Origin of the sequence: Oceanobacter sp. 4_MG-2023 (assembly GCF_030689165.1) — a bacterium.
Lineage (GTDB): Bacteria > Pseudomonadota > Gammaproteobacteria > Pseudomonadales > Oceanobacteraceae > Oceanobacter.
In genome coordinates this window covers 79118-93483 of record NZ_JAUYVV010000006.1, presented here as the reverse complement: position 1 = coordinate 93483, position 14366 = coordinate 79118, and the positions used below count along the sequence as shown (strand labels likewise).

The following is a 14366-nucleotide window of genomic DNA, read 5'->3' as shown; positions in this document are numbered from 1 at the left end:
TAGCCTGTGCCGCACTAAACATCCATATAAAAGATGAGAGAGAGCGTTATGGAACTAAAGAAAAATGCACTGCTACAAGCATTGCTGATGGCCGTTTTGGCTACTGGCTTGTCTGCTTGCGGTTCAGATGGTGATGACGGCACTGATGGTGTTGACGGTACCAATGGTGTTGACGGTACCGACGGTGTTGACGGTGTTGACGGTACCGATGGTGTTGATGGCACCGATCTGACCGTAGCCGATCATACTACCGCAACCTACGGCACTGAGCTGACGTTTGAAGGTGTTGATGCACCTGCAACCGATGCTGACAAGCGCGCTATTTTCGCTGCTACAGCCACTGTTGGAGAAGGCACCTTTGGTGGCTCTTTTAACACTCTGGCACGCTCCGGTACCGATTATAATGGTGTGACTTTTGGACAGCTGATTAATGAATCCGGCACTGTGCTGCAAAGCACTGACGGTAGCATCAACGTCACCAACAGCAACGAACACACGTCACTGTTGCCTATCGGTGACAAGTTGTTCTCTGTTTCTCAAATGGAATCTACTCCTGGAGCCATGTTCCTGATGGAACTGAATCAGGATGACGATACTGGCGCTCTGTCTGTTAAAAGTATGAAGCAGATTGATCAGTCTGGTGTGAACGGTGGTTGGGTACATTGTGCAGCTTCTGTTACTCCATGGACCACTCACCTGGCCTCTGAAGAATATGAACCGAATGCCCGTAACCCGGATAGCGGCCAACGTAGCATGCTGTCCTACTACGAGGACGAAGCTTCCTGGAACCCGTACTTTTACGGCTGGAATATCGAAATCGAAGTCTCTGAAGATGCATCTACCGATCTGACCAAGCATTACGCCATGGGTCGTCTGGCATTTGAGCTGGCTTATGTAATGCCAGATTCCAAAACAACTTATATGACAGATGACGGCACCAACGTTGGCTTCTATATGTTTGTTGCGGATACCGCTGGTGATCTGACCGCTGGTACTTTGTACGCCGCCAAGTGGACACAGACTTCTGCTGATAATGGCGGAACGGCAGACATCAGCTGGATCGACTTGGGCCACGCATCTGATGATGATGTGAAACCTTATGTTGTTGGTACTGATACACAAGAACAGCTGACCTTCACTGACCTGTTTGACAGCGAAGATGTCACGGATGGTGCTTGCGCAACTGACGGCTTCACTTACGTGGATACTGCTAGCGGTGGTGCTGAGTGTTTGAAAGTGATCGAAGGTATGGAAACTCAGGCCTCTCGTATGGAAACCCGTCGTTATGCTGCGATAAAAGGTGCTTCCATCGAATTCAAGAAAGAAGAAGGCGTTACGTTCGATCCAACTCGTAGCAAGTTGTACGTTGGCATGTCCAGTGTTGGTAGTGGCATGAGCGATAGCAGCGGTGACATTCAGCTGGCTGAAAGCAATGATTGTGGCATCGTCTATCAGCTGGATGTAGCAGCAGATACAGACATCGGCTCTGACTACGTTGCCAACTCTATGTACTCACTGGTAGAAGGTGTTCCTGTTTCTGAGTCAGAGCAAGTGACTGGTTTCGCAGATAACAACTCTTGTCATATTGATGGCATCGCCAACCCGGACAACGTGACGTACATGTCTGGCTACGACAAGCTGATTATCGGTGAAGACACGGGTTCTGGTCACCAGAATGATGTGATCTGGTCTTATGAGTTTGATGATGAATCACTGACTCGTATCCAGACTACGCCTTACGGTGCAGAAACCACGTCTCCTTACTGGTACCCGAACATCAATGGCTGGGCTTATCTGATGTCGGTTATTCAGCATCCATATGGTGAGTCTGATCGCGATATGGACACAGGTGCTGGTGAAGACATGGCTTATACCGGTTATGTTGGTCCTTTCCCTGGTATCGCTGAGTAATAATATCAGTATGAGTTTATAAGGGCGGGGAGACCCGCCCTTTTTCCGTTTGTGAGGTTGTTGTGAGAATTTTCCATTTGTTGTTAACGTCCGGTTCTATGGTTGCTGGATTACTAGCGTTTGATGTCGTTGCTGAAACCTCGTCAAATAGCAGTCTTGTAAAAAAGCAGGTGAGTGATTACCTGACCGCGGATCGCCTTGATAACAAGACTCCTTATTTACTACCTCAGTGTTATACCGACCCGGTAGATGACAGTGGATCTTATAACCCTTGTTATGCCTGTCATACCGAGAGCAAAGAACCTAATTATTTTAGTGATATTGATGTTCAGGTGGCCTATAACATGCCCGAACCCGGGGTTAATAACCCTTGGATGAATGTCTTTAAAGATCGTACCCAAGCTATTCAAAATATCAGTGATGAAGATATCCTGAGCTATGTACGAGAGGATAACTACGCCAGTCGTCATGGTGAGATTTATCTGGCAGAGAAATTGAAGAATGTCCCTGCAGAATGGGATCGCAACAAAAACGGTCAATGGGATGGCTATATCCCGGATGTCTGGTTCGATTTCGATAATCAGGGATTTGATCATGACCCTTCTGGCAACCCGACAGGCTGGCGTGTATTTGCTTACTATCCGTTTCTGGGTACCTTTATGCCAACCAACGGTTCAACGGACGACGTGTTGATTCGTTTGCCTGAGGCGTTTCGTGAACTCAAGCCGGGGGAATATGATCAGGAAACCTACATAATCAACCTGGCCATTGTGGAAAGCCTGATGAAGCAGCAGGATGTGGTTATTCCTGAAGTGGATGAAAATCGCTATGGCGTTGATCTGAATAAAGATGGAAAGCTTGGTAAAAGCCATCTAATTCGTTATGAATGGGCCCCACTTGACAAAATCTATATGAGCTATGTGGGTCAGGCCAAAAAACAGCTGGAAAATAAACAGGTGCATTTGGCGGCACGTTTATATCCAGAAGGAACAGAGTTTGTACATACCGTGCGTTATATCGATGTGGATGATCAGGGTAAAACCAGTATTGCTCCACGGATGAAAGAGCTTCGATATGGCCGTAAAGCCAGCTGGCGCACTTATTTTAATTTGCAGCGCTATGTGGAAAAAGAAGAGAAAGAACGCTACGACTTCCCGGAACGTACCAAAACGGTTATTGGTAATATGGAAGAAGGCCTGATTGTTCCTCTGGGCTGGGTGTATCAAGGATTTATTGAAGACAAGGCCGGTGACCTAAGACCACAAAGTTACGAAGAAAACTACTTCTGTGTTGGCTGCCACTCCGGTATTGGGGCGACCAATGACTCAACTTTCGCCTTTACGCGCAAACTGGATTCCGGGCATTCATTCCAGAATGGCTGGTACCATTGGATGGAAAAAGGCTTTGAAGGCGTTAAGGATCATGTCCGTGAAGACGGTCAGGGAGAGTACGCTTTTTATCTGGAGCACAATCCAACGGGGAATGAATTCCGCACCAACGACGAGGTGCTCAACAAGTTCTTCCATTCGGATGGCAGCAAAAAACCAGAAGCGTTCGAGCGTTTGAAAACCGATGTCAGCTATCTGCTGATGCCAAGTCGTGACAGGGCCCTGACGTTGAACAAGGCGTATAAGGCCATTGTCGACGAGCAAAGCTACAAGCTGGGACGGGATGCGGTAATCACTCCTATGAATGTGGTACATAAAGAAGTGGAGTTGTACGGCCCTACTGGTATCACTGAAGTATTGAACCTCTATTGACTGAGCGTGTGTGCAGGATGGCCTAACGGTCGTTCTGCACAGCATCGTCAGCGGTTGTAATTTCATAACACGGGGTATATTCCCCGGTCATCTTCATACGTCCACTCGCGACCATATGAGCCAGCAAGGCGTTCATTTCTTCCATGATTTTCGGGTCACCCTGTAACTGATACGGGCCATGCTCCTGTACCCGTTGAATGCCAGCGGCCTTAACATTGCCGGCGACAATACCAGAAAAGGCACGGCGTAAATCCGCAGCCAATTGGTGCCCCGGTGCATCGAAGGACAGATTCAGAGCAGACATGGCCTTATGAGTGGGGTCGAACGGGTGTTGGAATTCGGCCGGGATGTGCAAGGACCAGTTAAAAAAGTAGGCATCCTTTTGTTGCTGGCGCCAGAGCTGGACACTGTGAATCCCTGTCTTCATGGCCTGGGCAACCGCCTGGGCGTCATTAATGATCAACTGGTAACGGGCCTGGGCCGGTGCCCCCAAAGTGGTACCGATAAAACGGTCAATGGCACGCAGGTAGTCACCGCTTTCTTCTGGCCCGGTGATGATAACGGGGAAGGGCAGTGTGATGTTCTTCGGGTGCGTCAGAATGCCCAGCAAATACAGTAATTCTTCTGCTGTGCCTGGCCCGCCAGGGAAAATAACAATGCCGTGCGCCATGCGCACAAAAGCTTCTAGACGTTTTTCAATATCCGGCAAAATGACCAGTTCATTAACAATGGGGTTGGGCGCTTCGGTGGCGATAATACCAGGCTCGGTAATGCCGATATAACGACCGTCGCGATTGTGCTGCTTGGCATGGCCGATGGTGGCACCCTTCATCGGGCCTTTCATGGCGCCCGGGCCACAGCCGGTACCGATGTCGAGGCCTCGCAGGCCGAGGTGATAACCAACTTCCTTGCAGTATTTGTATTCATTGCGGGGAATGGAATGTCCCCCCCAGCACACCACCAGGTTGGGCAGCCGGTCGGCGCAGAGTACATCGGCATTCCGTAGCAAGTGAAAAATCGCATTGGTGATGCCATCGCTGTCGTTCAGATCAAAGCGCTGGGGCTTGATAATGGAATCCTGCGCATAGAGGACATCGCGCAAGACCGAAAACAGTTGCTCCCGCACACCGCGGATAATGTCGTTGTCGACAAAGGCACTGGGAGGCGGGTTGACCAGTCGTAATACCAGCCCACGATCTTCCTGTTCAAAATGAATATCGAACGGCTGATAGGCCGCTTCCATATCAATATAGCTGTCACTCTGGCTGCCAGCATTCAGGACGGCGTAGCAACAACGGCGTACCAGATCGTGCTCCTGGCTGCTGACATCGCGTAGCTGCTGAATTTCGTAGCGCGATAAAACACGCAGGTGAGTTTTCGGGTGAATCAGTTCGTAGCTGCTCATAATGCGATTATTTCCTGCCGTCGGTCGTATTATTACTATACGACACCTGTGAGGAATCGGCCGTATTTGTGTTACGTGCATGGTGTTGCCGGTGGTGTTGCAGGGGGGGGGGTGGTTACGGAGTGCGGTTTTAGCGTCGGATGACGGCCGAAATCCAGCAGATTTTTTCCCGAATCAAGGTTCTTTGTCTACGCTTGTAGATACTGCTGATGATCCTTGATGATCATTTGTGTCGTCAGATCGCATTACTTTTGTTACATATAATTACAAAAGGAATGGGCATTCTCAGCGGAATCATACTTTGGAGGGATGAGTGTGGTTGCTTGGGCAGATTATATTCCTCTTACAGTTGTGACATCGCTGTGACAGAGGATGTTTCCTTGCTGGGTCACAGTACTAATAACAATAAAACGACAGGTAGTAATATGGTTAACAAGACGATTCTCAGTCTGGCCATGGCGGCAGCAACCGCAGGCTTGGTTGGCTGCAACATCAGCAGTGTGGATGGTAACAGTGACGTTGATCAGACACCGGTGCAGGCCGGTAGCGGTGACAGTCTGGATGCCTTTGTTTCTCCGGTGTTTAATCCGGCGACGTCAGAACTGCCGCTGAATATCGATTTTCTGTTCCAGACCTACCCAACCAATGATGATGGTTCGGCTGTTGATGCCACCGATGCCGATGGCACGCTGTATTATGAAGCGGGTAAAGACATTGAGCCGCTGACGGCGACAGGCAGCATCAATCCAGACTACAACCCGGTCTATGATGCCATTAACGATCTGGATGGATTCTCGGCAACGGCTCCGTTTGATATCGCTTTTGATGGTGAATTATCGACCGAGGTACCGAGCGGTTCGGTTTATCTGGTGCCACTGAACTACGACGGTGGCCCCAAACTGGGCAGCCTGGTCAGTAGTTCGCCGTATTTGTATCAGGATATCCCGGCCATTCGTGCCGAGGTGGTGAGTTATACCGATGGCAGCCTGAATAACAACGTGCTGCGTATCAGCCCCGAAGAACCGCTGCTCGAAAGTACCCGTTATCTGGTGGTTGTGCTCGACAGCCTGTTGGGTGCCAACGACAACCAGATTGATGCCTCGACGCAATACAAATATTTGTCTGACCCGGATCTGGATGCCTACGTTGATGAGCTGGCCTCCGCCAAAGTCGCGATTGAAGGCTGGCAGCAGCTGGCAGAGGGTTTTGTCGGTAGCGTATTGCAACGTAACGACGTGAATGTCGCTCTGGCCTATACCTTCACTACCGGTGGTTCAACGTCGGTGATGAACGCGATGGCCGCACCGGGCAATGCCAACAGCGCCTTGAGTAACAAGGATATTCCGGCGTTGGTGCAGCATTACCTGAATACCACCGACGATGATGCCACAACCCAAATGGCCACCGTCACCATGATGACCAGTGGCGACACCGAAGCAGCGACGGCCCTGATTCAGGGGAATGCGCTGTTATCGACCTTACCGGCCCCGGCCCCCCGCAAAACCGATTTCAGCAGCAGCGCTTCAGTACCTTCTGCGTTGCTGGCCGACGGCTTGCAGGCGACTTTCCGTAGTGGTCGTATCGAATTACCTTATTATCACAGCGCGCCGGACGGTGCTTACAGTGGCGAAGACCCAACCAGTGGTTATGCCTGTACGCCGACAAGCGATACAGATGATAGCTGTTTGTCGCAACAGCTGAGCGCCGCCAATGTGATCACGTCCCAATGGCAGTCGGATGCGGAAGTGATCAGTAATATCCAGCTGGCGCTGGGCGCTGATGCCGCTACCGCTGCGGCTTATACCGCACCGTCAGAAAACGTCACCGACCTGTTTCCGTTTGCTGCTGCCCAAGGCACGGTATCGGCCCCGGTGCTGGTGGTTGAACCTGTCGCCAGTTGTGAAAAACCGGCCACTGGCTGGCCGGTGGTGATTTACCAGCACGGCCTGAACTCCCAGCGACTGGATACTCTGCCGCTGGCCGACCAGTTCGCCCAGAACTGCTATGCCACCGTCGCGATTGATCTGCCCTTGCACGGTGTGATGCCGACCGACACCGTCGATTTGTCTGCGCTGTTAGGGGCTGAATTTGCCGCCGTACCGGCTCTGGCGATTGTCGAAGGCAGTGAGAACAGTGACAACAGCGCTTCCAGCCTGTACGCGCTGGCACAAACCGACGGCACGACGGCATTGCTGGAAAAAGTCACCGAGATAGTAACAGCGCAAACCTACAGTCAGCGCCACTTTGGCTTGACCGCAGATGGCGTGGCGCCGACAGCCGTCAGCGCCACCGATGCTTCGGCCAACAGCTCCGGCTCCTTGTATATCAACTTTGTCCGCTTCCAGACCACCCGGGATAACACCCGTCAGGCAGTGATGGACTTGCTTAACCTGAATGCCTCGATTCCCTTTATGGATATTGATGGCGACGGCAATGGGGTGTTAAACAGTGCCCCGGATTTTGATGCCAGCCATATCTATTTTGCCGGTATCTCACTGGGTGCCATTGTGGGGACGGAATACGTGGCGATTAATAACGCCAACACCCTGACGGCTAACGCAGCAGGCAACAGCGCGCTGAATCCGATTCAAGCGGCAGTGTTCGGGGTGCCCGGAGGCGGATTGGCGAAGATGCTGGAAAGCTCAGACGCTTATGGCCCGACGATTGTGGCAGGACTAACCGACCCGGATAGCTTTAATCTCACCCAGGGCGGGTCAGATTATGAATCCTTGTTGTACGTGTACCAGGCTACCGTCGATGCGTCTGATCCGGTTAACTATGCCGCGCAACTGACTGCGACCGGAACGCCTTATACGCTGATCGAAGCCGTCGGTGATCACGTGATTCCCAATGCGGTGGATGCTGCGCCGTTGGCGGGTACCGACCCACTGATCGATGTACTGGGTGCCACATTGGTGGATACCTCCTCGGATTTGTCGGCCAGCAGTCCGGTACAGATTGCCTTCCGTCTTGCCGATGAGTTGAGCAGTCATAGCTCCATGGCAGTACCGGATAGCAATGATGCATCGACAGAAACGGCGGCGACCTTTGGTGTTATCGCCAACCATATTGTGAGCCTGTTTGACGATCCTGCTGCTCCGACTCTGGTCGATGACGGCGCGGGTATTGTTGAAGCAGTGACAGAATAAGGCTGAGAAACCGAGGCGACTATGAATAATAAGAATACAGGCGGGCACGCTATGAAAAAGCTTCCATTGGCTCTGGCCATTTCGGCTCTTGCAGCCACTTCAGCCCAGGCTACCGAGTTTTCGGTGGGCGCGGTCGACATGCGTCTGGACAACACCATTAGCGCCGGGATTGCCTGGCGACTGGAAGAGCCGGGGGCAGAGCAAATCATGCCGGGTAACGGCGCGGCTACGGGCAACAGTGCATCTGGCTCATCGTATAACTATGACGACGGTACGCTGAATTATGGCAAAGGTGATGTCTACACCCGGGTGATCAAGTGGACATCCGACCTCGAAATGAGCTACGAAAACTATGGTGGCTTCTTTCGGCTGCGGGCGTTTTACGATGACGCCATCATGAATGACTCAACCGATTTCAAAGACCTCAGTGATGAAACCAAAGACGCTGCCGGTAGTGGTTACGACCTGCTGGATGCCTACGTCTGGGGGGATTTTGATTTCGGTGAAACACCGGTATCGGTGCGCCTGGGGCGTCAGGTATTAAGTTGGGGTGAGAGCACCTTTATCCAGGGTGGTATCAACAGCATTAACCCGGTGGATGCCTCGGCCTTCCGCAAACCGGGCGCTGAGCTGAAAGAAGGCTTGCTGCCCGTCAATATGCTGTATACCTCCGTCGGTTTGACGCCAGACCTGTCGGTAGAGGCTTTTTATCAGCTGCAGTGGGAAAAAACCCGTACTGACCCTTGCGGTACGCTCTTCTCAAGCTCGGACTTTGTCGCTGATGGCTGTGGCCCGGTGATCTTGTCGGGCACGTCCAGCGAGCTGGATATTCTGGCGGCACGGGATCAGGAAGTGGCCGACAACCAGCCGTTGTCTGAGCGTGTGGCGCCGGTGGCCGAACGCTTGCCAGATGGTGAACCCAAAGACTCTGGCCAGTACGGTCTGGCCTTTCGCTGGTATTCCGAAGCGCTGGGTGACACGGAATTTGGTGCTTACTACATGAATATTCACAGCCGCTTGCCGTTTATTAATGGTGTGGTGGTGAATAAATCCGACAGCAGTTATTACAACGCTGATGCCACCTACGAGAGTAACTATCCGCTCTACCAGATCGCCTACCCGGAAGACATTCAGGTCATGGGGTTAAGCTTTGCAAGGGCCACGGAAGGCGGCGCTTCCATATCCGGTGAGGTCAGCTATCGTCCGGATATGCCTTTGCAGTGGAATGCCTTCGAGCTGTTGTTGGCGGGTAACGCCGCACCTTATAGCCGTTTGTATCAACAACGACTGGCGGAAGCCGGTGGTGATCCAACGGATCTGTCGGGTGAGTTTGCCATTGGTTACGACGAGTTTGATATGTGGCAGGCCCAAGCAACCTATATCACCTTCCTGGACCGGATACTGGGTGCTGATCGGGCGGCGCTGGTGGCCGAAGTGGGGGTGAGCTTTATTCCTGATCTGCCCGATACCGATGATGCACGTTATGGCCGTTCCGGTGCCTATGGCATCGGTAACAACGATGGCGTTTACAGCGCCGCCGGAGATACCAACTTCTGTACGGCCGATACCGTTCCAGGGACGGACGAAGCCAACAGCGGCCAGAATGCCAACACCGACAACTGTACTGACGATGGTTATGTGACCCAGTTGTCCGGGGGCGTGCGCTTCCGTATGTCGTTCGACTACAACAATGCCTTGGCCGGGGTGAATATCACTCCGATTATCTCGTTGGCGTATGACAAGGGGTATGGCCCGGAGCCGGGTGCCCAGTTTATTGATAACCGCCTGACCACAGGTTTGGGGCTACGCTTTGTATACCTGAACACCACGTCGGTTGACGTGAGCTACAGCAACTACTCTGGTGGCGATTACAACACCATGAAAGACCGCGACAATATCAGCCTGTCTGCAGCCTACTCATTTTAATTGGCAGCCAGCGGAACAAGCGAGGAATACAGCATGATCAAATCAACGATTCGCGTACTGGGCAGTGCCTTGATTCTGTCACTGCCGATGTTGGCAGTTGAAGCAGCCGTCCCGGCAGCAGAAGCGGCCAAACTGGGTAAAGAACTGACACCGGTGGGAGCCAACAAGGCCGCATCCGGCGATATTCCAGCCTGGACAGGAGGGCTGTTACAGCCTCCTGCGGGGTACACCAAAGGCGGCAAACTGGTCGATCCTTTTACCGATGAAAAGCCGCTGTTTGTGATCGACAGCAGTAACTACAAACAGTACGCCGATCACATATCGGATGGCCAGCAAGCCATGTTTGAGAAATATCCGGATAGTTATCGCATGCCGGTGTACCCGACTCACCGGACTGCGGCCTACAGCGACAGCATTTATCAGGAAACCGCCCGTAACGCCACAGCCACCAAGCTGGTGGATGGCGGTAACGGCCTGGAAAATTACGTTCAGGGGACACCATTCCCGATACCGTCCAATGGTCTGGAAGTTATCTGGAACCATATCGTCCGTTATCGTGGTGGCAGTGTTGAACGTACCATTGGTCAGGTGACACCGCAGGAAAACGGTGCCTATACACTGGTACGCTTTCAGGAAGAGTTTACCTTCAGGGACAAGCTGACCGACTATAATCCCGACAAGGATGACAACGTCCTGTTCTACTTCAAGCAGGATGTACTGTCACCGGCGCGTTTGGCGGGCAATGTGCTGCTGGTGCATGAGACTCTGGATCAGGTTAAAGAACCCCGTAAAGCGTGGATCTATAACGCCGGATCGCGCAAGGTGCGCCGTGCTCCTGCCATTGCCTATGACAGCCCCGGAACCGCGTCTGACGGCATGCGTACCTCGGACAACTTCGATTTGTACAACGGTGCGCCTGACCGTTATGAGTGGAAGCTGGTGGGTAAACAGGAAATGTACATTCCCTATAACAGCTACAAGCTGAAGTCTGGCCAGCTGAAATATGACGATATCGTTCAGCCCGGTCATATCAACCAGGATGTCACCCGTTACGAATTACACCGGGTCTGGAAGGTGGAAGCGACGCTGAAAGACGGTATGCGCCATGTCTATGCCAAGCGGGTGTTCTATATCGATGAGGATTCCTGGCAGGCGGCAGTGATTGATCATTATGACGGTCGTGGCCTGTTATGGCGGGTAGCAGAAGGACATGGCGTGATGTACTACAACGCCACTGTGCCATGGTACGGACTGGAAGTGTTGTACGACCTGACTTCTGGCCGTTATCTGGCACTGGGACTGGATAATGAGGAAGAGGGTTCGTTTGTATTTGGTGGCGAGCGCTCATCCCGGGACTATTCAACATCGGCCTTGCGTCGTTCTGGTCGCCGTTGATTGTATAGGCCAAAGGTAACCACCGCTTGCAGATGACCCCGTGGTCATCGCTGGCAATACGATCCATAACGTTTGCTTAACAGCGCCGTGTGAGTACTCACACGGCGCTGTTTTTTTTGGCGGAAACCTGAACGTCAGAGATGAATCACCAAGCTGGCCAGGTATTGATTGGAAGCATCCTTGTTTACAAACTCTCCGCGTACTTGCAGTTGGCTGTTCAGCCGATAACCCACTCCGACGCCGGTCAGAATGCCGTCGTCATCGCCGACATCAATACCAACCCGACCAATCAGGGATAACTCCGGATTGATTTCCGGCAGGTCTTTTTCCACAACCGCCGCAATCCACAGGCCGCTGATGCTCTCATCGGTGTTGTCAAAGTCATCGGTCTGGCTGATACCCAGCTCCATGCTGGTGTGAATGCCTCCATCGATTGACCCCATGTCATACCCGACCAATCCCTGCAGGCCTCCGGCATCGGCACTGCTACCGCCGAACGGAGAATCAATGGTGTTATAGGAGAGACTGCCACCGAGATACAGTTTGCTGGTGTCCATGCCATCGGCTTGAACGGCCGTTGCCGCGCAGAACAGCGTGGGCAGCAGGAGAGTGGGTAGCATTAAACGAGTCATAATAATTCCTTAACACGTGTTAGATAACAATAAGTGAGCGTATCACTGCCATAACAGACCCGGCTGGCCCGGCGCTGGTTCAGGCAAACAGTTCAGGCAAACAGTTCAGGCAAACAGTACTAACGGCTCCTGTTGCAGCGCGGCCTGCTGTTCGCGCAAGGTCAGGATGTGTTCAGACCAGAAGCGGTGGCTGTCAAACCAGGGAAAGGCGATAGGGAAGGCCGGGTCATCCCAACGCTGGCACAACCAGGCAGCGTGTTTCATTACGCGTATGGTTCGAAGGCACTCCACCAGTGAAAGTTCCGTATAAGGGAAGGGGCGGAACATCTCGTAGCCGTTACGAATCACATTGAGCTGGGACACCTGTTCGTCACGGGCGCCGCTCAACAACATCCAGATATCCTGCATGGCCGGGCCTTGTAAACAATCATCGAAATCGACCATCCACAGTTGTTCATTACGTAATAACAGATTGCCGGGGTGTAAATCGCCATGTAACCGGATGGTACGGAACGACCTGGAAGACATCTGTTGCTCCAGGTTTGCTACCAGTTGCGGCCAGATGCTTTGGTAAACAGCGTGGTAGTCCAGAGGCATATGACCTGAGGCCAGTACCGTGTCGGCGGCCTGGGCCAGATCCTCAGCTCCCAGAATCAGTGGGCGATGATCAAAGTTCTTCCAGCTGCCTACCTGGTGCAAGCGCGCCAGCCAGCGACCGAGCAACTCCAGGTCGGCATTGGAGGACAGTTCCGGAGCATGACCACCACGACGTGGAAACAAGGCAAACAGAAACGGATCGCTGTAGAACAGGCTTTCGCCATCGATTTGAATCGGGGCAACCACCGGAATTTCTTCTTCGACCAGATCAAACATGAAAGCGTGTTCTTCCATAATCGCCGCACGGCTCCAGCGATCGGGGCGATAGAACTTGGCGATCAGTGGTTCGCTGTCTTCGATGCCGACCTGGTATACCCGGTTTTCATAGCTATTCAGCGGGAATACCCGGGCGTCACAGAGATAGCCTACGGACTCAATGGCATCCATCACCCGCTCCGGGGTCAGGTTGGCGTAAGGATGTGTGGTAGACATAATCGGCCCTCGTCTGGATTCAACGGGCGATTATGCCTGACTCTCTGGCAAGCCACATCCATGCAATGCTAACGGCATGGTCATTCCGGGGGGGGGTGTTCGCGCCAGTGCCCAGACGCCAACAATGGCTGCCCCTTGCTGCTTCAGCAAGGTCGCTACCGCATCGGCCGTGGCACCGGTGGTGAGTACATCGTCAATCAGCAGCAGGTGCATGCCGTGCAGGGATTGCTGGCCGCTGTCGAACTGTTGCCGAGCTTGCTGCAAGCGGGAAGCGCGGTGCTGGCCTCGTTGTGGGGTACTGCCTCGACGGCGTAGCGCCTGGTGTAATATCGGTTTGTGATGACGGGAAGCCAGTTGCTCACAAATAATCCGGGCAGGGTTAAAGCCGCGCCAGAGACGCTTGCGCCAATCGGATGGCACGTACACCAGCGCATCGACCTGGGTAATCGCCGCGGGTGGATGATGGGCCATCCAGTGACCCAGGCGTAACAGCCACTCATAACGACGGCGGTCTTTGGCCTGGCGTAACCAGTGACTAACCGGTGTTTGGTAAGGTAAAAAAATGTGAGTGTAATCGAAAGCCGGTGGCGTTTGTTGGCAATGCTGGCAGCGGCGTTCGTTGTTATTGAGTAACTCACCACACTGGCTGCACGCCGGATAGGGGGTGCGCAGCACTTCTTCACAGTGGTGACACAAAAACCCACTGATGCTCTTGCTGACCGAGCTCTGGCACCATTCACAACGAAAGTCCGACAGCGGCCCGGCGGCTGATTGACGGGACAGAGACCGCTGTCTGGGTAGCTGGTTTTGCTGCTGTTTTTGTTGTTGCTGCTGTGGGTTGCCTGCCATCGTCTTCCCTGACTCTGATTGGGTATTGATTGAATACTGATTGTTGATAAAACGCAGCCACTATCCTGCTTGGAGGGTGATATCGGGTCAATGGTTGCTAATCCGTATTGTGCCTTCTCGGTGGTGGAATTTGTGTCCTATGCTGGGTTGATAGCCGTTGTTGTATTGGCGTGGGATTTTGCCTGCTACCAGTGTCGGGATGACAAGTCATTGTTGTGTGTTTTTGCTTGACAGAGCTATAAAGCAAACG

Annotated in this window: 9 protein-coding genes; 5 read left to right on the top strand and 4 right to left on the bottom strand. The window is 52.7% G+C overall.

Features of this window, described 5'->3' with window-relative positions; translation table 11 throughout:
* Positions 1 to 48 precede the first annotated feature (48 nt).
* Both Q8W24_RS06415 and Q8W24_RS06410 read left to right on the top strand, forming a co-directional pair.
* Positions 49 to 1911: an alkaline phosphatase PhoX gene (locus tag Q8W24_RS06415; RefSeq protein WP_303432175.1), complete on the top strand. Its 1863-nt coding sequence runs from the start codon at positions 49 to 51 to the stop codon at positions 1909 to 1911.
* Between the two features lie 170 nt (positions 1912 to 2081).
* The gene (locus tag Q8W24_RS06410; protein WP_305451704.1) at positions 2082 to 3671 is read left to right on the top strand and encodes a hypothetical protein; all 1590 of its coding nucleotides are present in this window, start codon (positions 2082 to 2084) and stop codon (positions 3669 to 3671) included.
* Between the two features lie 22 nt (positions 3672 to 3693).
* On the opposite strand, the gene ppnN is transcribed toward Q8W24_RS06410, so the two are convergent.
* Positions 3694 to 5076 carry a nucleotide 5'-monophosphate nucleosidase PpnN gene (gene ppnN / locus Q8W24_RS06405; RefSeq protein ID WP_303432172.1) on the bottom strand — a complete coding sequence of 461 codons (1383 nt, stop codon included), beginning with the start codon at positions 5074 to 5076 and terminating at the stop codon, positions 3694 to 3696.
* A gap of 425 nt (positions 5077 to 5501) precedes the next feature.
* Between ppnN and Q8W24_RS06400 the strand changes: the two genes are divergently transcribed.
* Genes Q8W24_RS06400 through Q8W24_RS06390 form a run of 3 tightly spaced genes read left to right on the top strand, consistent with a single transcriptional unit; the run spans position 5502 to position 11546 of the window.
* Positions 5502 to 8225 (top strand): hypothetical protein, encoded by a 2724-nt coding sequence (locus Q8W24_RS06400; RefSeq protein ID WP_303432171.1) that lies wholly within the window; start codon positions 5502 to 5504, stop codon positions 8223 to 8225.
* A 51-nt stretch (positions 8226 to 8276) separates the two neighbouring features.
* On the top strand, positions 8277 to 10151 hold the full coding sequence (locus tag Q8W24_RS06395) for a DUF1302 domain-containing protein (protein WP_303432168.1): 1875 nt from the start codon (positions 8277 to 8279) through the stop codon (positions 10149 to 10151).
* 33 nt (positions 10152 to 10184) lie between these two features.
* A complete protein-coding gene (locus Q8W24_RS06390; protein WP_305451701.1) occupies positions 10185 to 11546 on the top strand; it encodes a DUF1329 domain-containing protein in 1362 nt (453 codons plus the stop codon).
* A gap of 134 nt (positions 11547 to 11680) precedes the next feature.
* Here Q8W24_RS06390 and Q8W24_RS06385 read toward each other — a convergent pair whose 3' ends face one another.
* The 3 genes from Q8W24_RS06385 to Q8W24_RS06375 form a co-directional block, all read right to left on the bottom strand.
* Complete coding sequence (locus Q8W24_RS06385; RefSeq protein WP_303432164.1) at positions 11681 to 12178, bottom strand: outer membrane beta-barrel protein; 498 nt, start codon at positions 12176 to 12178, stop codon at positions 11681 to 11683.
* 105 nt (positions 12179 to 12283) lie between these two features.
* Positions 12284 to 13267, bottom strand: coding sequence for a serine/threonine protein kinase (locus Q8W24_RS06380; protein ID WP_305474772.1), 984 nt, complete (start codon positions 13265 to 13267; stop codon positions 12284 to 12286).
* A 30-nt stretch (positions 13268 to 13297) separates the two neighbouring features.
* A complete protein-coding gene (locus tag Q8W24_RS06375; protein ID WP_305414511.1) occupies positions 13298 to 14116 on the bottom strand; it encodes a ComF family protein in 819 nt (272 codons plus the stop codon).
* Positions 14117 to 14366 lie beyond the last annotated feature (250 nt).

What these genes read in the sequence shown, in the direction of transcription:
- Q8W24_RS06390 (WP_305451701.1), top strand. Translation starts at nt 10,185, where the DNA reads ATGATCAAATCAACGATTCGCGTACTGGGCAGTGCCTTGATTCTGTCA.
- Q8W24_RS06380 (WP_305474772.1), bottom strand. Translation starts at nt 13,267, where the DNA reads ATGTCTACCACACATCCTTACGCCAACCTGACCCCGGAGCGGGTGATG.
- Q8W24_RS06375 (WP_305414511.1), bottom strand. Translation starts at nt 14,116, where the DNA reads ATGGCAGGCAACCCACAGCAGCAACAACAAAAACAGCAGCAAAACCAG.
- Q8W24_RS06415 (WP_303432175.1), top strand. Translation starts at nt 49, where the DNA reads ATGGAACTAAAGAAAAATGCACTGCTACAAGCATTGCTGATGGCCGTT.
- ppnN (WP_303432172.1), bottom strand. Translation starts at nt 5,076, where the DNA reads ATGAGCAGCTACGAACTGATTCACCCGAAAACTCACCTGCGTGTTTTA.
- Q8W24_RS06395 (WP_303432168.1), top strand. Translation starts at nt 8,277, where the DNA reads ATGAAAAAGCTTCCATTGGCTCTGGCCATTTCGGCTCTTGCAGCCACT.
- Q8W24_RS06385 (WP_303432164.1), bottom strand. Translation starts at nt 12,178, where the DNA reads ATGACTCGTTTAATGCTACCCACTCTCCTGCTGCCCACGCTGTTCTGC.
- Q8W24_RS06400 (WP_303432171.1), top strand. Translation starts at nt 5,502, where the DNA reads ATGGTTAACAAGACGATTCTCAGTCTGGCCATGGCGGCAGCAACCGCA.